A 19,635-nucleotide genomic window follows, 5' to 3' on the forward strand; every position below is an offset into this window, starting at 1 on the left:
CTTATAGATTGCAGCTGCGTTCATGCTTGAGAAAAGAGGTTCCTTGGGGGTTGATTTTACAGGGAAAATAAGGGGGTAAATGAATTCAATGATCACCCTGAGAACTGGAAGAGTGAAGTCTGCTTCTCACGGGGCTTATCATCACCGGAATCTGATCCGGGGGATTTATCATCACCGGATTTACCGGTTTTACCCTTAGACGACTTACTGTCCTTATTCGCGCTCCGGGACTTCTTCTTCTGGGTGTAAAGTGGTCCAGTCTTATCAGATTTTTTACGTGTCTTCTTAGCTTTGGGAGCCTTTATTTTCCTTTTCCTGAACAGTTTAACCTCTTCATCTGTGAGTTCAAGGAATTCCTTCATCTCATAGGCCATCTCATCGTTCTCGAATATTATCTCCATGTAGGGGAACATTGAAATTGCAACCTTGGGTGATATGTGCATCCTCTCAGCCATCTTACCTGCAACACTGTCACGGAGGTTCCTCTGCTTCCTTGTTCTCCCAAGTAACCTGAAGGAGGATGAACCTGTGTACCTGACGAATTTCTTGTAGGTCTTCTCCTTGGCGAGGGCGACACCGGGACCCATGAGATCAGAGGCGTAGCGCCAGTAGGTGTAGTTCCTGCTCCTCACAGCACGGCCAAAGAATATATCTGCATGTGATATCATGTCATAGGCCCTGCTGATCTCATGGGGTTTTTCATATTCCCTTGGAACATTCTCTGCAATGAATTCAAGTACAAGTGTCGGGTCATCATCCACCCTCATGGCCTCCCTGATCTTTGCGAAGTCGCGGCTCTTCAGAACGGCCCTAACGGCGTCGAAGAGATTGGATGCGGAGTCCTTCTCACCCATGCTGAGGAGTTCCTCACCAACCCGCTCCTCACCACTGGCCACCGCCTCAAGGTCATTGATGGCAGAACGCAGATCCCCATGGGACCTCTTTGCAAGTTCCTTGAGGACATCGTCGGGGCACTCGATACCCTCTGCCCGGCATATCCGTTTCAGGGCCGCGGCTATGGATGATGTGTGAACCTTCCTGATGTTTATGACCTTACACTTTGGCTTGATGCTCTGAAGCCTCTTGCTGTAGGGGTCATTGGCGGTTAACACAATCGGATGTCTGCTCTCCCTTAAGATCTTATTTATGGCCTGGACACCCCCCCGGTCCTCGTTGCCGTGTATACCATCCACCTCGTCTAGGATGATCAGTTTGAGGTCATGGTTGAAGAGGGAGTGTGTGGCTGACGCCTCACCGGCAGTCCTCATTATGGCATCCTGTGAGCGCTTGTCACTGGCATTGAGTTCAAGGGTGTCTGAGAACTCCCTACCTATTATGTGTGCTATGGTTGTCTTCCCGGTACCTGGCGGGCCCACAAGGAGGAGTGGTGACTGGGGCTCGCCGGCCTTCCACCCCTTGATCCATTCCTTTATCTCGGCTATTGCCTTCTGGTTCCCGGCCACCTCCTCAAAGGTCCTGGGCCGGTACTTCTCTGTCCATGACATTGATCTACCCTCTCAATGTTCCAGGAACCTTGCGAGGAGGGCTTCAAGCTGTATCCTGGGGTTGGCGCCCTCTCTTATCCTGAAGTCGTACTCTCCAACAGCCTCGATGAGTTTTATGTACCTCTCGCCCTCGATGGATCCCTCCATGGCGAGCCTTGAGAGTTCCTGGTAGATCTGGGTGACCATGTCCTCGCCGCTTATACCCTGGAGGACCATGATCTCCCTGAGCATGTCCCTGGCCTCCATGAACTTCCCGTCCAGGATGGTCATTATCATCTTCCTCACATCCTTTGGCCTGGCCCTTGAGACCACCTCGTAGATGCTGGATTCTGTTATCCTCTCACCCAGTGAGGCCGCTGACTGGAGGATGTTTATGGCCTTCCTGAGGTCACCCTCTGCAAAGTAGACCACCGTGTCAAGGGCCTGGGGCTCGTATTCCAGGCCCTCCTGCTCTGCGATGTACTCCAGGCGGCTTATTATGTGGCGGCCCTTGAGGGGGAGGAACCTGAAGATGGCGCACCTTGACTGTATCGGGTCTATGATCTTTGAGGAGTAGTTACAGGAGAGTATGAATGAGGATGTCTTGGTGTACATCTCCATCTCCCTCCTGAGGGCGTGCTGGGCGTCCTTTGTCATGTTGTCAACCTCGTCAAGGAATATTATCCTGAAGGGCGCCCCCACAGGTTTCAGGCGGCAGAAGTTCTTTATGCTGGTCCTCACGGTATCTATGCCCCTGGCATCTGAGGCGTTCAGCTCCAGGAAGTTCTGCCTCCAGTACTCCCCGAGGATCTCCCTTGCAAGGGCAAGGGCCGTTGTTGTTTTACCAACACCTGCCGGCCCGGTGAACATGAGGTTCGGCATGCTCCTCTCTTCAACGTAGCGTTTGAGGCGTGGTATTATGTGTTCCTGGCCAACGATATCATCAAGTTTCTGTGGTCTGTACTTCTCTACCCAAGGTCCATTCATAAGATCACCGGTAATGGTTAAGAATTATCTTTTCAGTAGGATCAGGATGGGGTTAACATTTCTGGATGATGTGGTATATTCCTCTTTCTGAAGGGGTTAATGGTTACCCACCCCTGCTGAAACATCAGTGAAGGAGTTACACCCCCTGGAGGGCATCAAGAAGGGCCTTTTCCATAACATCCAGGGGAGGCTCCCTCCCGGTCCATATCCTGAAGGCCTCAGCACCCTGATAGAGGAGCATCCTGAGACCTGAAACCGGAACAGCGCCTGCTGCCCGGGCCTCCCTCAGGAGGCATGTCTCCGGGGGGTTGTAGACAAGGTCGTATACAACGAGGCCCTCATGCATGAGTTCAGCTTTTACGAGGGGTTCATCGTCCATGTGGGGGTACATTCCGATGGGTGTTGTGTCTATGAGGATATCGGCCCCCTCCAAACAGGCGGGTATGAGTTCATAGCCACCATGTTTTACCCTGATATCAAGGGCCACCTTAATATCCTCTGCAAGGGCCCTGGCCCTTTCAGGGGTCCTGTTGAGTATGGTTACACTGGCCCCCTCCACTGCAAGCTGGAATGCGCAGGCCCTTGCAGCCCCACCGGCCCCGAGTATGATGACGGAGGACCCATCAACGGATTTCACCTCCTCAAGGGCCCTCAGGCAGCCAGAGGCATCTGTATTGTATCCCCTTATGGTTTCCTCCTCAAACTTCAGGGTGTTCACGGCCCCGATGAGTGAGGCTGTCTCATCAACCTCATCGATGTATTCAAGGACAGACTCCTTGTGGGGTATTGTGACGTTCACACCCCTCACGTTGAGGGCTCCGAGGCCCCTAACAGCTTCTTCAAGCCCTGATGGTTTCACAGGGAAGGGCACATAGGCCCAGTCCATTCCAAGGGCTTTGAACGCCGCGTTATGCATCTGTGGTGAGAGGCTGTGGGTGAGGGGGTAACCTATTATTCCCGTTAGCTGTGTATTGCCTGTTATCAGTTTATCACAACCATCATCCCGTTAATGGCCCGTTTATGGCTCCATTTCAGAATCCTGTTATCAGTTTATCACAACCATCATCCCGTTCCTGACCTGTTTCTGGCTTCATTTCAGAATTATTCCCATCTCTCAGTTTAACACCTTTTCCTCTGCAATATTTATTTATCATCAGCGATAAATATTGTTTCCATCAGTTACCCATCTTGAGAGGGAGGGCGTGACATGCTTGCCAAGCAGAGATTTGTCCTTGATACAACGGCCTTTACAGATAACCAGCTCCGGGAGATGCTGGGTGACGGTGACCTCAACAGGTCAGTGGATACCATGCTCGACATCATCGCAAGGAGCAGGATAAAGCTCAACATAAGCTGTCACATGCCCCCCATAACCTACAAGGAATTCACCGACTACATGACACGGTATGAATGCCCCGAGGAGACCCTGGTGAAGGCCGAGACATGGATAGTCAAGAAGACACCCAACCGCTACGACACCCAGATACCCTCCCAGATATTCTATGAATACGTCCACGATATAAGGGAGAGGATGAACAAGGGGCTCCGGATTTCAGAGACCCTCCTCTGGGAGGCCGGGATACAGTCCATAATCATGGCATCCCGTGGCGTTAATAAGATTGAAATCGAGGGTGAGGTGCTCGGAAAGGCCATAAAGGACCTCAGGAAGAAGTACCGTTCAGCCCTCAGGAAGGGGACCCTTGACAGTGCCCCGGACCTTGACGTCCTCCTTCTTGCCAAGGAGCTCGGTGCCGGTGTTGTGGCTGCTGATGACGGTATAAGGGTCTGGGCAGAGCGCCTGGGACTGAGGTTCCTGAATGCCACATCCTTCCCCAAGATGCTCAAGGAATACCTTAAATATTATGAATGATGAATCTCCTATCATCCCTTTATCATTTTTACTGGAGGAATTACTGCCATGGATATATCAAGACCGCGAGGAACCAGAGATTTTCTTTTCGCTGAGATGAGAAACAGGAAAGAGGTTGAAAACGTACTCAGAAGGACATTTGAGACCTACGGCTACCATGAGATCAAAACACCCATATTTGAGGACCTCAAACTCTTCACAGTAAAATCCGGTGAGGAGGTGGTGAACCAGATCTACCACTTCACAGATAAGGGTGGCCGGGAACTTGCACTGAGGCCGGAACTCACAGCACCGGTCGCCAGGCTCTACATGAATGAGATGCAGCGTGATCCCAAACCGATAAAGATGTACTACTTTGGGAGCTGCTTCAGATATGAGAGGCCCCAGGCGGGCCGCTTCAGGCAGTTCTGGCAGTTCGGCTGTGAACTCATAGGGGGAAGGTCTCCGCTGGCGGAGGCAGAGGTCATAACCCTCGCAGCCGATTCCCTCAGGAGGCTTGGACTTGAGGGGTTCGAGGTCCACGTGGGCCACCTTGGAATCCTCAGGGGAATCCTTAGCAGGGAGAAAATAGAGGATGAACTCCAGGACAGGATAATGGGCATAATAGATAAGGGTGACGTTGATGAACTTGAATCCTGCCTTGACGGGGTTGAAATATCCTCCAAGAGCAGGGATCTCCTCATGAGCCTCATAGGCACACATGGCGGTCCCGAGGTACTTGATGATGTCAGGGGGCTCCTTGAGGGTTACCCGGAGTCCCTCAGCGCCCTTGAGGAGTTCGCTGAACTTGTGGATACCCTTGAGTACTTCGGTCCTGGGGAGTACCATGTGAACCTTGGAATCGCAAGGGGACTCGACTACTACACCGGCGCAGTATTTGAGATTTATGTCCCCAGACTCGGCGCCCAGAGACAGATCTGTGGTGGCGGCACATACAACCTTGTTGAAACCTTTGGGGGCGAAAGGGTTGAATCAACGGGCTTCGCATTTGGCTTCGACCGCCTCATGAATGCCCTTGAAATGGACGAGGGGGACATGAGGATGGTTGACGTCTTCGTGATACCCATACATGAATCAACACTCCCCGAGGCGGTCAGGATCACGCAGGAGATCAGAGGTGTGGGTATAGCGGCTGACATGGATCTTGCAGGGAGAAAACTCCGAAAGGCACTTTCATATGCCGATCACCTTGGGGCAAGGTTCGTGGTCCTCACAGGTGAAAGGGACCTCCAGGAGGGTAAGGTCACATTGAGGGACATGGAGGACGCTTCACAGGAGGCTGTGGATAGGGCTGAGATCGTGGATAGGTTGAAGAAGATCTGCTGTGAATAGGTTGAATCTCAGGTTTAGGTTGTGTATCTTGAAGAAGATAAAAGAGAAGAATAAATGAGTTTTGAATGTCAGGTTTAGGTTATGGATTGGTTGAATATAAAGAGAAGAATAAATCAAGGGAGATGTTAACATTTTAAATTTCAGACATAATATCAATGGCGAGGACCTCATAATTGCAGTGGCACAGGACCACAGGACAGGAGAGGTCCTCATGGTGGCCTACATGAACCGTGAGGCCCTCGAGAGGACACTGGAGACAGGGCTGGCCCACTACTGGAGCACGTCCCGTGGGAAACTCTGGCTCAAGGGTGAGAGTTCTGGACACCTGCAGCGTGTTAAAGACGTCCTTGTGGACTGTGACGCCGACGCAGTTGTGCTGAAGGTGGAACAGGAGGGAGGCGCCTGCCATACAGGTTACAGGTCCTGCTTCTACCGCAGCATTGATGGGGATGAACTCAGGGTCAGGGAGGACGCCGTAAGGGTCTTTGATCCTGATGAAATATATGGAGATGGTTAGATGAAGATCGTTCCAGATACAAGTGTTATAGTTGATGGGCGTATCACCGGCATAGTTCAGGAGGAGGAGTTCAGGGGCAGCGAGGTGATAGTGCCCGAGGCAGTTGTATCTGAACTTGAATACCAGGCCAACCGTGGAAGGGAAACCGGGTTCAATGGCCTTGAGGAGCTGAAGAACCTCCAGAAGCTCCACAAGGAGAACATAATATCAATGATCTTTGTAGGGCGCCGCCCCACAGTGGATGAGATTTCACTCTCAAGGGGCGGTGAGATAGACGCCATGATAAGGGCAACCGCAAGGGAGTACGATGCGCTCCTCATAACCAGCGACAGGGTGCAGGCAGAGGTCGGGAAGGCCCAGGGACTTGACGTCTTCTACATTAAACCAGAGGTCCTGGAATATGAGGAACTTGAGATAAGCAAGTACTTTGATGATTACACCATGTCGGTGCACCTCAAGGAGAACGTCGTGCCCATGGCCAAGAAGGGGCGGCCAGGGGAAATAAGGCTGGTTGAAATAGACAGCAAGCCGCTCAAACATGCAGATATAAACAGGATGGCCCGTGAAATAGTTGAAAGGGCCAAGAGCGACTTCAAAAGCTTCATTGAGATAGAGATGGAGGGCGCCACTGTGGTCCAGTTCAGGGAGTACAGGATATCAATAGCGAGGCCGCCCTTCTCAGAGGCCTTCGAGATAACCGCCGTGAGGCCGGTTGCCAGGGTCTCCCTGGAGGACTACAGGCTCTCAGAGAGGCTGATTGATAGGCTGAGGGACACTGCTAAGGGTGTCCTCATAGCAGGGGCGCCCGGGGCAGGTAAGAGTACCTTTGCCCAGGCCGTGGCAGAGTTCTACAGCAGGGAGATGAGGGCGGTTGTGAAGACCATGGAGTCCCCCAGGGACCTCCAGGTGGGTGACGAGATAACCCAGTACGCGCCCATCGAAAGGGATATGCAGAAGACCGCCGACATACTGCTCCTTGTAAGGCCCGATTACACAATCTACGATGAGCTAAGGAAGACCCGCGACTTCAGGATCTTCGCGGATATGAGGCTTGCAGGTGTGGGTATGGTTGGTGTTGTCCATGCCACAAGGCCAATAGATGCCATACAGAGGATCCTGGGCAGGGTGGAACTTGGTGTGATACCCTCGGTGGTTGACACAACCATATTCATTGAGGACGGAGAGGTGAAGGCTGTCTACGATGTATCCCTCACTGTTAAGGTCCCGACGGGTATGCAGGAGGCCGACCTTGCAAGGCCGGTCATAGAGATAAGGGACCTTGAGTCAGGGGAGCTCATGCATGAGATCTACACCTACGGTGAGCAGACGATAGTCATGGATGTCTCAAAGGCATCCCCTGGTGGACGGAAACCCTCGGCCCACAGGATAGCCGAAAGGGAAATCGAGAGGGAGTTCCGCAAGAGGCTACCCGGTGCAAGGGTCAGGGTTGAACTTGAATCCGATGAAAGGGCAAAGGTCTGGATAGAGGAGAAGTACATCCCCCAGGTAATCGGCAAGAAGGGAAAGACCATCGAGGAGATCGAGAAGAACATCGGTATAAGTATCGGTGTTGAGCCACTTGAGGAGAGGGAACTTGAGGAGACCATTGAGGTTCCGGTGGAACTTGCAGGAAACTACGTGGTCCTCAACTTTGGCAGGGATGCCGTGGGCGTGTCATTCGACATACTGGTTGAGGACGAGTACCTCTTCACAGCAACTGTGGGTAAGAAGGGCACCATAAAGCTCAGAAGGGACATAGAACTTGCAGATATAATCATGGAGGCAGTGAAGCACAACATACCTGTGAGGGCAAGGGTGCGGCCTGAGGCCTAGGTGATCTGGATGAGGATAGGTGTCTCAACACTTGCACTCTCCCCGCTTTCACTGGGGGAGATGCTCACCTGGATTGAGGATGCAGGGGCAGATTGCTGTGAGATAATCTATGAGTACCCCCTGGATGATGTGGAGGTGGCTGACTCCTTCAGCCTTGATTTCACGGTGCATGCGCCCATCTCGGACATAAACATAGCATCCCTCAACAGGGGGATCAGGGAGGCGTCAATAGCTGAGGTTAAATCCGCGGTTGACCTTGCAGTTGAACTGGACTCCGAGGTGGTTGTTGTGCACCCTGGCAGCGTCCCCTTCCTTGGAAGACCCCACAGTGACCTCATAGTTCAGCGGAACCTTGAATCGCTTTCAGTGATATCTGAGTATGCAGAGGACAGGGGTGCCGGAATCTACCCTGAGAACATGCCCCGCCTTGAGGGCCCCCTTCTGAGGGAACTTGAGGATCTCTGGCGGGTTGCAGAGGAACTTGAAATCCAGGTGACACTGGACGCTGCCCACGCAGCAACCATGGGTTACAGTGAAGGGGAGATGGTGTCCCCGAGGGTTGGGCACGTCCACCTATCTGACAACAACGGCGAGGTTGACAGCCACGATGCCCTCGGCGATGGTTCACTGGATTTCAGGGCCATTATTGAGGGTTTAAGGGGGATCGGTTACAGGGGTATTCTCACGGTTGAGGTTAAAACACCCGGTGAGGTTGAGAGGAGTATTGAATTCCTTAGAAGATTATTGATTAGTAATCATGTCTGAGAGAGGTAACCATGGTGATATTATGAAGATCGCAGTTCTTGGTGGAACAGGTGACCAGGGCCTTGGACTTGCCCTGAGACTTGCATTAGCAGGAGAAGAAATAATTATAGGTTCAAGGGACGCTGAAAAGGCTGTAAGTGCAGCTCAGAAGGTCCTTGAAATTGCTGGAAGAGACGACCTCAAGGTTAAGGGTGCCACAAATGCTGAGGCCGCTGAGGAGGCTGAGGTGGCAATTCTGACAGTTCCACTGCAGGCACAGATGGCCACACTTGGCTCAGTTAAGGAGGCAATTAAGGGCAAGGTTCTCATAGATGCCACAGTCCCCATTGACAGCTGTCTTGGGGGCTCAGCGGTGCGTTACATTGACCTCTGGGATGGCTCAGCTGCCGAGAGGGCTGCAAGGTTCCTTGAGGACCAGGGCACAAGGGTAGCGGCGGCATTCAACAATATAAGTGCATCAGCCCTCCTTGACATAACAGGACCTGTGGACTGTGACTGCCTCATTGCCTCTGACCACAGGGATGCCCTCGATCTTGCATCTGAACTCGCAGAGAAGATAGATGGTGTGAGGGCCATTGACTGCGGCGGCCTTGAAAATGCGAGGGTCATTGAGAAGATAACACCGCTGCTTATAAACCTCAACATCAAAAACAGGATTAGGAATGCAGGTATAAGGATCACGAACCTGCCAGAATGATGGAATATCAAAAACAGGATTAGGAATGCAGGTATAAGGATCACGAACCTGCCAGAATGATAGAAATAATATAAAGTTGATTGAAATGGAGATACTCAAAAACACTGTCCACAAGATAACTGAACATGCCATAAACGCAATCGAAAAGGTTGACGAGTCTGAACTTGAGGAGATGATAACCAGGATAATGGATGCCCGTGCCGTTTTCATCGTGGGAACAGGGAGGTCAGAGCTTGTTGGAAAGGCCTTTGCAATGAGGCTCATGCACCTCGGGTTCACGGTTTACGTTGTTGGGGATGTTACAACACCTGCAATAAGTGATGAGGATTGCCTGATTGCCATTTCAGGGTCAGGTGAAACAAAGACCGTCACACTGGCAGCCACCACATCAAAGTCGGTTGGGGCAACGGTCATCGCGGTAACCGCAACTCCCCAGTCAACACTGACAGAGCACAGCGACGTTGTAATATGCATACCAAGCAAAACAAAGGAGGCCTGGAAGTACTACACCTCCGGTGTTTTAAGGGGCGACTACGATGATCTCACACCAATGGGCACACTATTTGAGGACAGCACACACCTCTTCCTGGATGGGCTCATAGCAGAGTTCATGGCAATCCTTGGGAAGAAGGAGAGGGACCTTAAGGAGAGGCATGCTATTATTGAATAGGTTTCTCCTCGGAGGGTCCTTAAGGAGAGGCATGTCATTGTCCTGATATATTCCTTTCCAGGCATGCGTTAATCTCCAGAACAGGATTATCTGTGTATATAAATTATTCCATAATTTAGATATTCCATAATTTAGAGGGGTTTATAGATGGAGGGACAGCTGGGAGACGAGGTTGTAACAATAAAACCGGACTCGGATGCAAGGAGGCTGCACGGCAAGAGCCACTACGGTAAACTCTATGAGGACAGGCTGCAGATTTCACTGATTGAGGCAGCGCACCTCATGGAGAGGGGTAAACTCAAACTTAAGAGGGACGACGATGAGGTATCAATGGAGGAATTCATATCACTCCTGGCTGAGAGGGGCCTCTACAGCAAGTACCTGGTCTACAGGGACCTGAGGAACAGGGGTTACATAGTCAAGACAGGCTTCAAGTACGGTGCAGAGTTCAGACTGTATGAGAGGGGAGGGGCCCCGGGCAGGACACACTCAGCATACCTTGTGAGGGTTATATCAGAGAATGACACCATCCATGCCCTGGACTTTTCAAGCTACGTCAGGGTGGCCCATGGGGTGAACAAGAAGCTCCTCCTGGCCTTCCTGGACGATGAGGAGGATGTAACCTACTACCTCGTTGACTGGATAAGACCATAAGTGCAGGTGATATGATTGATAGACCCGTGGGGATCAGCAAACCTTGAATACATGGATCTTATTGAAAAATTCGGTGTAAGGCCATTCAGTGAAGTCCTTGAGGATGTACCTGAACCCAGCTGGCTCATGAGGAGGGGTATAGTCTTCGGTCACAGGGACTACGACAGGATACTTGAGGCCATAAGGAGTGGCAGCGACTTTGCAGTGGTAACAGGGATGATGCCAAGCGGCAGAATGCACATAGGCCACAAGATGATCGTGGACCAGCTCAGGTGGTACGATAAACTGGGTGCCGAGATATTCATACCCATAGCCGACATGGAGGCCTACTCTGCCAGGGGCATCGACTTTGAGACCTCAAGGAGGATAGCCATCGAGGAGTACATTGCAGGCTACATTGCACTGGGGCTTGACCTCACAAAGGACAACATACACGTCTACCTCCAGTCAGAGAACCTCATGGTGGAGGACCTTGCCTATGTCCTTGCAGGAAAGGTCAACTTCAATGAACTGAGGGCCATATATGGCTTCACAGGATCAACAAGCATGGCCCACATGTACGCCCCCATAATACAGGTGGCAGATATACTCCACCCCCAGCTTGAGGAGCTGGGCGGCCCCAGGCCCACCGTTGTCCCTGTGGGCCCGGACCAGGACCCCCACATAAGGCTCACAAGGGACATAGCCGGGAGGTTCAGGGAGAAGTACGGCTTCATCCTGCCATCATCAACCTATCACAGGTTCATGGGCGGCCTTACCGGGGGTAAAATGTCAAGCAGCAGGCCAAAATCTGCTATATTCCTTAGTGATACCCCTGAGGAGGCTGAGGAGAAGATAAGGAATGCCAAGACCGGTGGAAGGGAGACCCTTAAGGAGCAGAGGGAACTTGGGGGTGTTCCCGAGGACTGCATAATCTATGAGACCCTCCTCTACCACATGTCGGGCTCTGATCCTGAACTTGAGGAGATCTATGAATCCTGCAGAAACGGTACACTTATGTGTGGGGAGTGCAAAAATAATACTGCAGAGTTCATCAGGAAGTTCTTTGAGGAACTTTCCAGAAAAAGAAAGAAGGCCCTTTCCACTGCGGGGAGGGTGCTTGAGGGGTAAAATGAAGAAGGAAAAGTATGAGGGGACACTGGCTTACCTTATGAGGAGCAATGAGACCTTCCTTCTGGCCTCAACCTTCCTGTTCCTCATATCCCTTTTTGCAGGATACGCTTTCTCAGGGGCCATCGAGCCGCTACTGAAGCCAATGATGGACGAATTCAGAAGGAGCATAGCGGAGGGTGAACTGAAACTCTCAACAGTTTCCATATTCCTCCACAACCTCCAGGCCGCCCTGCTCATCTATGGGGGAGGCCTGCTTCTGGGGGTTTTCACGGCACTGTTCCTTATAATAAACGGCCTTTTTATAGGCTTCTTTGCTTCACAGGCCCCACTGGGGGACTTCATAATCCTGACGGCCCCCCATGGAATATTTGAGATTCCAGGGCTCATAATTGCAGGTGCGGCTGGTTTCAGGCTTGCAAGTTTCACCTACCACTTCTTCAGCGATCTATTCACCGAGACATGGTACGGGTCCTTCATAGAAAGGATGGGTCACTTCTTCAGCAGAAACCAGGATGAGCTTCAGGAGTCCCTCATGCTCCTTGGTATAGGGGTTCTGTTCCTTGTGGTGGCGGCATTCGTTGAGGCGAACGTGACACTGGGAATCTACAACTACATAAAGACATCAATATAGGCAGGGGATCCGCAGAAGGACCCCCACAATTTATTCTGATTAATACATTCAATGGATGGTGACTATGTGATAAGGTGCATATCATGCGGTAAGGAGTATGAACTAAACGAGATCATATACACCTGCAGTGAATGCGGGTCAGTGCTGGAGGTTGAATGTGAAGTCGAGGTTTCAAGGGACACATTCAGCTGCAGAAGGCAGAACATGTGGAAGTACAGGGAATTCATGCCTGTGGACCCCTCAAAGATAGTGAGCCTTGATGAGGGTGGAACACCCTTTGTGAGGTGCGATAACATTGGCAGGGAACTCGGCATTGAACTATACGTGAAGGTGGAGGGCTCCAATCCCACAGGTAGCTTCAAGGACAGGGGTATGAGTGTCGGTATCACAAAGGCCGTTGAACTGGGTGTTGATACGGTGGGCTGTGCCTCAACCGGCAATACCTCCGCTTCCCTGGCAGCCTACGCAGCAAGGGCCGGTCTCGGTTGCGTGGTACTCCTCCCTTCAGGTAAGGTTGCCCTTGGCAAACTTGCACAGGCCATGTTCCATGGTGCCCAGGTTTTATCTGTCAGGGGAAACTTCGATGAGGCCCTTGAGGCGGTAACGGAACTTGCCCTCATGGGGGAGCTCTACCTCCTCAACTCGGTTAACCCCTTCAGGCTTGAGGGGCAGAAGACCATAGGCTTTGAGATAGTGGATGACCTTGGCTGGGAGTCCCCGGACCGCATCATCCTCCCGGTTGGTAACGCAGGGAACATATCAGCCATATGGAAGGGTATCTCAGAGTTCCACAGGGCAGGGTTCATTGAGGAGAGGCCAATGATGACGGGTATACAGGCAGAGGGTGCTGCACCTGTGGTTGATGCTTTCAGGAAGGGTAAGATGGAGATTGACCCTGTTAAGAACCCTGAGACGGTTGCGACCGCCATAAGGATCGGGGCGCCTGTGAGTTACCTCAAGGCACTGAGGGCCATCTATGAGTCAGATGGATATGCCGAGACAGTGACCGATGAGGAGATACTATCTGCCCAGAAACTCCTTGCAAGGAGGGAGGGTATAGGTGTTGAACCGGCGTCTGCGGCATCCATAGCAGGCCTCCTGAAACTGGTGGATGAGGGTGTCATTGACAGGGGCGAGCGAGTGGTCTGCGTTGTAACAGGTCACGTACTTAAGGATCCTGACACCGCCATAAGGGCTTCAACAGAACCAGTTGAGGTTGAACCCGATATAAACCAGCTCAGGTCTGTTATAAAGGAAAAGAGGGCGTAATAAACATTTAAATTTTCCATGAATATTTTTTCTGTTTTAAGTTTTTCTATTTTTCATTAGGACACTCTGAGGTTAATCTCTCACCCTCCCGCCACTTGTGAATATACTGATTCTGTTTAGGTGCCACATGAACCAATCAATGAGCCAGAGAGACCTCCAGATTAGCGATATATTTATATAGGATAATATGGATAGATTATAGTACATAAAATGAGGTGGTTAATTATGGAATTGCCAATAGCTCCAATTGGAAGAATAATAAAGAATGCCGGTGCAGAGAGGGTAAGTGATGATGCAAGGGAAGCCCTTGCAAAAGTCCTTGAAGCCAAAGGTGAAGAGATCGCCCTGAATGCAGTTAAACTTGCAAAACATGCTGGAAGGAAAACTGTTAAGGCTTCTGACATTGAACTGGCAGCTAAGAGGATGTAATTCTCACATACATCCATCATTCATTCCCTTTTTGCCTGCGGCAAAACTTTATATGTGATGAGCCCACAATTTTATTTAATCCTTGTTTTCCTGGGTGTCTAACTGGATTATCCGGGATTAATCTAAGTACGATTTCTGATGAAAATCTGTATCCAGCAAGTTTTATATACAGAGAACATATAAAGGGTACTACCCACCTCATGTTAATCCATAACTTGGATTAGTTGTCCAGATTGGTGTAATTACCGATGGATGGTAGAAAAACCAGATGAAAAAGGAGGTAAATAACATGGCAAAGGCAATCTATGTGAAATTTGATGTACCAAAGGAACTGGCTGACAAGGCCGCAGAGGCACTTGAAATAGCCAGGGAAACAGGTAAGATATCAAAGGGTACAAACGAGGTTACCAAGGCAGTTGAAAGGGGAGTCGCACAGCTCGTACTTATAGCTGAGGACGTTGAACCAGCCGAAATAGTGGCTCACCTCCCACTCCTTGCAGAGGAAAAGGAAATACCATACATATACCTTCCAACCAAGGATGAACTGGGTGCAGCCGCAGGTCTCAACGTCGGCACAGCATCAGCAGCCATAGTTGAAGCCGGCGACGCCGAGGACCTCATAAACGAAATAATAGAAAAGGTTGAAGAACTTAAAAAATAGAGGAAAGGCAGAAAAAGCCTTTCACCTTCAATTTAATATAAAGGTGGTTTAATGGAGGAAGCAACTCCAGCAGAGGTTATTGAGGTTCTGAAGAGAACCGGAATGACTGGAGAGGTAATGCAGGTCAAGTGCAGAATCCTTGATGGAAGAGATAAGGGAAGGATACTCACAAGGAACGTCATGGGTCCAATAAGGGAAGGCGATATCCTGATGCTTCTTGACACAATCAGAGAGGCAAAGGAAATCAGGACCCCCTGATCAGGCAGGTGTTTGTAAATGAGAGTCTGTTCATTCTGCCATGAAGAAATAGAACCAGGTACAGGAAAGATGTACGTTAAGAAGGACGGCACAATCTATTTCTTCTGCAGCAGTAAATGCGAGAAAAACATGATCAAACTGGGAAGGGTTCCAAGAAAAGTTAAATGGGTTAAAAAATGATGGAAAAAAGCTTTGTAATGCTAAAACCTGACGCAGTAAAGAGGCGCCTCGCAGGAAGGATAATATCCCGCTTCGAGGATAAGGGACTCAAGATAGTCGCCGCCAGGATGCTCCAGATCCCGGAAGACCTTGCAATGGAACACTACCAGGAACACAGGGAAAAACCATTCTTTGGGGACCTTGTGGACTACATAACATCAGCACCAGTCCTTGCAATGGTCATAGAGGGTAAGGACTGCATCTCCATCATAAGGAAGATGGTGGGCGCAACAAACCCTGCAGAGGCAGAACTTGGAACAATCAGGGGAGACTTCGCCCTTGAAACAGGTAGAAACATAATCCATGCCTCAGATTCTCCAGAATCAGCTGAGAGGGAGATTAAACTTTTCTTTAAGGAATCAGAAATTTGCAGCTACGAGATGCCTGATAGGGAAATGGTATACGAGGAATGAACGCGGAGATTTCAATGAAGATCAGATCACCCATAGTTTCAGTACTCGGACATGTGGATCACGGGAAAACCACCCTACTTGACCATATAAGGGGCAGTGCAGTTGCCGCAAGGGAGGCGGGTGGTATAACCCAGCACATAGGGGCCACAGAGATACCCATGGATGTCATTGAAAACATATGCGGAGATTTCCTTAAAAAATTCTCAATCAGGGAGACGCTGCCAGGACTCTTCTTCATAGATACCCCTGGTCATGAAGCGTTCACAACCCTCCGTAAACGTGGAGGGGCCCTTGCAGACCTTGCAATACTCATCGTTGATATAAATGAGGGATTCAAGCCCCAGACACAGGAGGCCCTCAACATCCTGAAGATGTACAGGACACCATTCGTGGTGGCTGCAAACAAGATAGACAAGATCCACGGCTGGAGGGCCCATGAGGGCCGACCCTTCATGGAGACCTTCAGCAAACAGGACATTCAGGTCCAGCAGAAACTGGACACAAAGGTCTATGAACTTGTGGGCAAACTCCACGAGGAGGGCTTTGAATCAGAGAGGTTCGACAGGGTAACCAACTTCGCCTCACAGGTCAGCATAATACCCATAAGTGCGGTGACCGGAGAGGGAATACCTGAACTCCTCACCATGCTCATGGGACTTGCGCAGCAGTACCTCAGGGAACAGCTGAAGATTGAGGAGGATTCCCCTGCCAGGGGGACCATCCTTGAGGTTAAGGAGGAGACAGGTCTCGGAATGACCATTGACGCTGTTATCTATGACGGCATACTCCGTAAGAACGACACCATTGCCATGATGACATCAACGGATGTCATATCCACCAGGATAAGGTCACTTCTCAAACCCAGACCCCTCGAGGAGATGAGGGAGTCCAGGAAGAGGTTCCAGAAGGTGGACGAGGTGGTGGCTGCTGCAGGTATAAAGATCGTGGCACCTGACATCGACGATGTAATGGCGGGTTCACCCCTCCGTGTGGTGACGGATCCCGAGAAGGTCAGAGAGGAGATACTCAGTGAAATAGAGGACATCAAGATAGACACCGATGAGGCTGGTGTGGTTGTAAAGGCCGATACCCTGGGGTCCCTTGAAGCAGTGGTGAAGATACTGAGGGACATGGATGTCCCCATCAAGGTGGCTGACATTGGGGACGTTTCAAGGAGGGACGTTGTGAATGCAGGAATATCCCTCCAGGAGGACAGGGTCTACGGGGCCATAATAGCCTTCAACGTGAAGGTGATCCCATCAGCGGCCCAGGAACTCAAGAACTCAGACATCAAACTCTTCCAGGGGAACGTCATCTACAGGCTCATGGAAGAATATGAGGAATGGGTCAGGGCCATTGAGGAAGAGAAGAAGAAAAGGTGGATGGATGCGATTATAAAACCTGCAAGCATAAGGCTCATCCCGAAACTTGTCTTCAGGCAGAGCAAACCGGCGATTGGGGGTGTTGAGGTCCTTGCAGGTGTCATAAAGCAGGATTATCCCCTCATGAACGAGGAAGGAGAACCTGTGGGCACCGTTGAAAGCATGCAGGATAAGGGTAAAAACCTCAAATCGGCATCACGCGGCCAGAAGGTTGCAATGGCAATCAAGGACGCCGTTTACGGGAAGACAATCAATGAGGGCGACACGCTCTACGTTGACATACCCGAGAAGCACTACAGAATCCTTGTGGATGAGCTCTCAGGGGATCTCACAGAGGAAGAACTTGATCTTCTGGAGAGGATAGCTGAGATCAAGCGGAAGAAGAATCCTGACTGGGGAATGAAGGCACCATTTTAATTGAAGAAAGGAGGAGATATATTGGCATTTAAGGTTGTGATTTCAGATAAGGAGAAAAGTGTCCAGATGGAGGTAGAACCATCAGAATCAAAGGCCCTCATTGGCCTCACAATAGGGGACGAATTCGATGGTTCAGTAATAGGCCTCAAGGGATACAAACTGAAAATCACAGGTGGAAGCGATAAGAACGGTTTCCCTATGAAGAAGACAGTACCAGGTGCAAGGAGAGTTAGAAGCCTTGTATCAGGTGGCGTGGGATACAAACCTGCACGTAAGGGTGAAAGGAGAAGGAAAACATTCAGGGGAAACACTGTATCAGAGGACATAGTACAGATAAACACCGTGGTCATCGAAAAGGGTGAGAAGCCACTTGAAGAGCTCCTTGGCGCCGATGAGGAATAATAAAAGATTTTATAGGTGTAATCCGTGAAAAATCAATCTGAAATAAACATTGGTCTTGTGGGGCACGTGGACCATGGTAAAACAACCCTTACAAAGGCCCTTTCAGGTGTCTGGACAGACACCCACAGTGAGGAAACCAAGAGGGGCATATCAATCCGTCTGGGCTACGCTGACATAACCTTCAGGAAGTGCCCCCAGTGTGAAGCCCCCATGTGCTACACAACTGCAGAGATCTGTGAGAGGTGCGGCACAGAGACAGAACTTCTGAGGAAGGTATCCTTTGTGGATGCCCCGGGACATGAAACACTCATGGCAACCATGCTCTCTGGAGCCGCCCTCATGGACGGCGCCATACTGGTAATAGCCGCCAATGAGCCATGCCCCCAGCCCCAGACAAAGGAGCACCTCATGGCTCTGGATGTGATAGGGGTTAAGGATGTTATCGTTGTCCAGAACAAGATAGACATAGTCTCCAGGGAAAGGGCCCTTGAGAGTTACAGGGAGATCAAGGAATTCGTGAAGGGTACATGTGCCGAGGATGCACCTATAATACCTGTATCTGCACAGCAGGGCGCCAACATTGACATTCTCATTGAGACAATTGAGGAGAAAATCAAAACACCCGAAAGGGATGTTGATAAGCCTGCCAGGATGTACGTGGCCAGGTCCTTTGATATAAACAAGCCAGGGGTTGACCCTGAACACCTTGCAGGTGGGGTTATAGGTGGCTCACTTGTCCAGGGTAAATTCAGGGTCGGGGATGAGATAGAGATAAAACCCGGCATACAGGTTAAAAAGGACGGTAAACAGTCCTGGATGAGCCTCCACTCCACCATCACAGGCCTTGTGGCAGGGGGAGAGGAGATGGACGAGGTTGGTCCCGGGGGCCTTGTGGGTGTCGGAACCCTCCTTGACCCCTCACTGACCAAGGCAGATTCACTTTCAGGTTCAGTGGCCGGTGAACCCGGCACCCTGCCACCTGTGAGGCACTCCTTCACCATGGAGACCCACCTCCTTGAGAGGGTCGTGGGTACCAAGGAGGAGACCAAGGTGGAGCCCATAAAGACAGGGGAGCCCCTGATGATAAACGTGGGTACCACAACCACCGTGGGTGTTGTTAAATCAGCGAGGGCTGATGACGCTGACGTCGTCCTGAAACTACCCGCCTGCGCAGAGGAGGGTCAGAGGATAGCCCTATCAAGAAGGGTTGGAGCAAGATGGAGGCTGATAGGATATGGTATCATCAAATAGGGTGGTTATAGACACCAATTTTTTATGATACCCCACCAGCTCAGGGTCGACATAGTATCTGAGCTCCGGAGACTCTTCCCGACCCATGAGCTCCTTGTCCCCTCCTTTGTGATAGGGGAACTTGAGGGTATAAGGAGGCATTCAGGTGGTGATGCAAGGATAGCCGCCTCCATTGGCCTTGCCCTTGCACGAAGACCACCATTCAGGGTGGTTGATGAGAAACTCCTTGAGGGCGAATCTGTTGACGATGCGCTTCTCAGGATCTCAGACGTGCTCTGCACCGCTGACCGGGAGCTCAGGGAAAGGGCGAGGTCACAGGGCATACCCGTGGTGTACCTGAGGCAGAAAAAATATCTTGCAGTTGATGGGCATATATAAATA

23 protein-coding genes are annotated in these 19,635 nt (G+C 50.8%); 20 read left to right on the forward strand and 3 right to left on the reverse strand.

The window, feature by feature from the left end; all coding sequences use genetic code 11:
• Positions 1-92 precede the first annotated feature (92 nt).
• The 3 genes from OXN82_RS02430 to OXN82_RS02440 all read right to left on the reverse strand — a co-directional run bounded on the left by OXN82_RS02430 (position 93) and on the right by OXN82_RS02440 (position 3,456).
• Positions 93-1,505 carry a replication factor C large subunit gene (locus OXN82_RS02430; protein ID WP_321211806.1) on the reverse strand — a complete coding sequence of 471 codons (1,413 nt, stop codon included), beginning with the start codon at positions 1,503-1,505 and terminating at the stop codon, positions 93-95.
• A gap of 12 nt (positions 1,506-1,517) precedes the next feature.
• Positions 1,518-2,471, reverse strand: coding sequence for a replication factor C small subunit (locus OXN82_RS02435; RefSeq protein ID WP_321211807.1), 954 nt, complete (start codon positions 2,469-2,471; stop codon positions 1,518-1,520).
• A 136-nt stretch (positions 2,472-2,607) separates the two neighbouring features.
• Complete coding sequence (locus OXN82_RS02440) at positions 2,608-3,456, reverse strand: shikimate dehydrogenase (RefSeq protein ID WP_321212138.1); 849 nt, start codon at positions 3,454-3,456, stop codon at positions 2,608-2,610.
• 222 nt (positions 3,457-3,678) lie between these two features.
• Here OXN82_RS02440 and OXN82_RS02445 point away from each other — a divergent pair, with 222 nt between their 5' ends.
• The 20 genes from OXN82_RS02445 (at position 3,679) to OXN82_RS02540 (ending at position 19,632) form a co-directional block, all read left to right on the forward strand.
• Positions 3,679-4,341, forward strand: coding sequence for an RNA ligase partner protein (locus OXN82_RS02445; RefSeq protein ID WP_048175168.1), 663 nt, complete (start codon positions 3,679-3,681; stop codon positions 4,339-4,341).
• Positions 4,342-4,389: 48 nt separating this feature from the next.
• Positions 4,390-5,673, forward strand: coding sequence for a histidine--tRNA ligase (gene hisS, locus OXN82_RS02450; protein WP_321211808.1), 1,284 nt, complete (start codon positions 4,390-4,392; stop codon positions 5,671-5,673).
• A gap of 112 nt (positions 5,674-5,785) precedes the next feature.
• Positions 5,786-6,190, forward strand: a complete 405-nt coding sequence (gene hisI / locus OXN82_RS02455; RefSeq protein ID WP_048175174.1) for a phosphoribosyl-AMP cyclohydrolase — start codon at positions 5,786-5,788, stop codon at positions 6,188-6,190.
• On the forward strand, positions 6,191-8,023 hold the full coding sequence (locus OXN82_RS02460; RefSeq protein ID WP_321211809.1) for a PINc/VapC family ATPase: 1,833 nt from the start codon (positions 6,191-6,193) through the stop codon (positions 8,021-8,023).
• A 9-nt stretch (positions 8,024-8,032) separates the two neighbouring features.
• The gene (locus OXN82_RS02465) at positions 8,033-8,788 is read left to right on the forward strand and encodes a sugar phosphate isomerase/epimerase (RefSeq protein WP_321211810.1); all 756 of its coding nucleotides are present in this window, start codon (positions 8,033-8,035) and stop codon (positions 8,786-8,788) included.
• Between the two features lie 22 nt (positions 8,789-8,810).
• Positions 8,811-9,485 (forward strand): NADPH-dependent F420 reductase, encoded by a 675-nt coding sequence (gene npdG / locus OXN82_RS02470; protein ID WP_048175178.1) that lies wholly within the window; start codon positions 8,811-8,813, stop codon positions 9,483-9,485.
• 85 nt (positions 9,486-9,570) lie between these two features.
• A complete protein-coding gene (hxlB, locus tag OXN82_RS02475) occupies positions 9,571-10,155 on the forward strand; it encodes a 6-phospho-3-hexuloisomerase (protein ID WP_300478055.1) in 585 nt (194 codons plus the stop codon).
• Positions 10,156-10,302: 147 nt separating this feature from the next.
• A complete protein-coding gene (endA, locus tag OXN82_RS02480) occupies positions 10,303-10,809 on the forward strand; it encodes a tRNA-intron lyase (protein WP_321211811.1) in 507 nt (168 codons plus the stop codon).
• A gap of 15 nt (positions 10,810-10,824) precedes the next feature.
• Positions 10,825-11,919 (forward strand): tryptophan--tRNA ligase, encoded by a 1,095-nt coding sequence (locus tag OXN82_RS02485; protein WP_321211812.1) that lies wholly within the window; start codon positions 10,825-10,827, stop codon positions 11,917-11,919.
• A 1-nt stretch (position 11,920) separates the two neighbouring features.
• Positions 11,921-12,553, forward strand: coding sequence for a stage II sporulation protein M (locus OXN82_RS02490; protein WP_321211813.1), 633 nt, complete (start codon positions 11,921-11,923; stop codon positions 12,551-12,553).
• Positions 12,554-12,619: 66 nt separating this feature from the next.
• On the forward strand, positions 12,620-13,822 hold the full coding sequence (gene thrC / locus OXN82_RS02495) for a threonine synthase (protein ID WP_321212139.1): 1,203 nt from the start codon (positions 12,620-12,622) through the stop codon (positions 13,820-13,822).
• A 225-nt stretch (positions 13,823-14,047) separates the two neighbouring features.
• Positions 14,048-14,251, forward strand: a complete 204-nt coding sequence (hmtB, locus tag OXN82_RS02500; protein WP_013295523.1) for a histone HmtB — start codon at positions 14,048-14,050, stop codon at positions 14,249-14,251.
• Positions 14,252-14,540: 289 nt separating this feature from the next.
• Entirely contained in the window at positions 14,541-14,912 is a 372-nt protein-coding gene (rpl7ae, locus tag OXN82_RS02505) for a 50S ribosomal protein L7Ae (RefSeq protein ID WP_048176479.1), read from the forward strand.
• A 51-nt stretch (positions 14,913-14,963) separates the two neighbouring features.
• Positions 14,964-15,170: a 30S ribosomal protein S28e gene (locus OXN82_RS02510; RefSeq protein WP_013295525.1), complete on the forward strand. Its 207-nt coding sequence runs from the start codon at positions 14,964-14,966 to the stop codon at positions 15,168-15,170.
• Between the two features lie 18 nt (positions 15,171-15,188).
• A complete protein-coding gene (locus OXN82_RS02515) occupies positions 15,189-15,350 on the forward strand; it encodes a 50S ribosomal protein L24e (protein ID WP_013295526.1) in 162 nt (53 codons plus the stop codon).
• Positions 15,347-15,802, forward strand: a complete 456-nt coding sequence (gene ndk / locus OXN82_RS02520; RefSeq protein WP_300478063.1) for a nucleoside-diphosphate kinase — start codon at positions 15,347-15,349, stop codon at positions 15,800-15,802. Before OXN82_RS02515 ends, ndk begins: the two co-directional genes overlap by 4 nt.
• A gap of 14 nt (positions 15,803-15,816) precedes the next feature.
• On the forward strand, positions 15,817-17,601 hold the full coding sequence (gene infB, locus OXN82_RS02525) for a translation initiation factor IF-2 (RefSeq protein WP_321211814.1): 1,785 nt from the start codon (positions 15,817-15,819) through the stop codon (positions 17,599-17,601).
• 21 nt (positions 17,602-17,622) lie between these two features.
• On the forward strand, positions 17,623-18,003 hold the full coding sequence (locus tag OXN82_RS02530) for a 30S ribosomal protein S6e (protein ID WP_237780243.1): 381 nt from the start codon (positions 17,623-17,625) through the stop codon (positions 18,001-18,003).
• Positions 18,004-18,027: 24 nt separating this feature from the next.
• Positions 18,028-19,254, forward strand: a complete 1,227-nt coding sequence (gene eif2g, locus OXN82_RS02535; RefSeq protein ID WP_321211815.1) for a translation initiation factor IF-2 subunit gamma — start codon at positions 18,028-18,030, stop codon at positions 19,252-19,254.
• Positions 19,255-19,278: 24 nt separating this feature from the next.
• A complete protein-coding gene (locus tag OXN82_RS02540) occupies positions 19,279-19,632 on the forward strand; it encodes a twitching motility protein PilT (protein WP_321211816.1) in 354 nt (117 codons plus the stop codon).
• The last annotated feature ends 3 nt before the right edge of the window (positions 19,633-19,635 follow it).

The sequence above is a fragment of the Methanothermobacter sp. DP genome (genome assembly GCF_026692625.1).
GTDB classification, from domain to species: Archaea; Methanobacteriota; Methanobacteria; order Methanobacteriales; family Methanothermobacteraceae; genus Methanothermobacter; species Methanothermobacter marburgensis.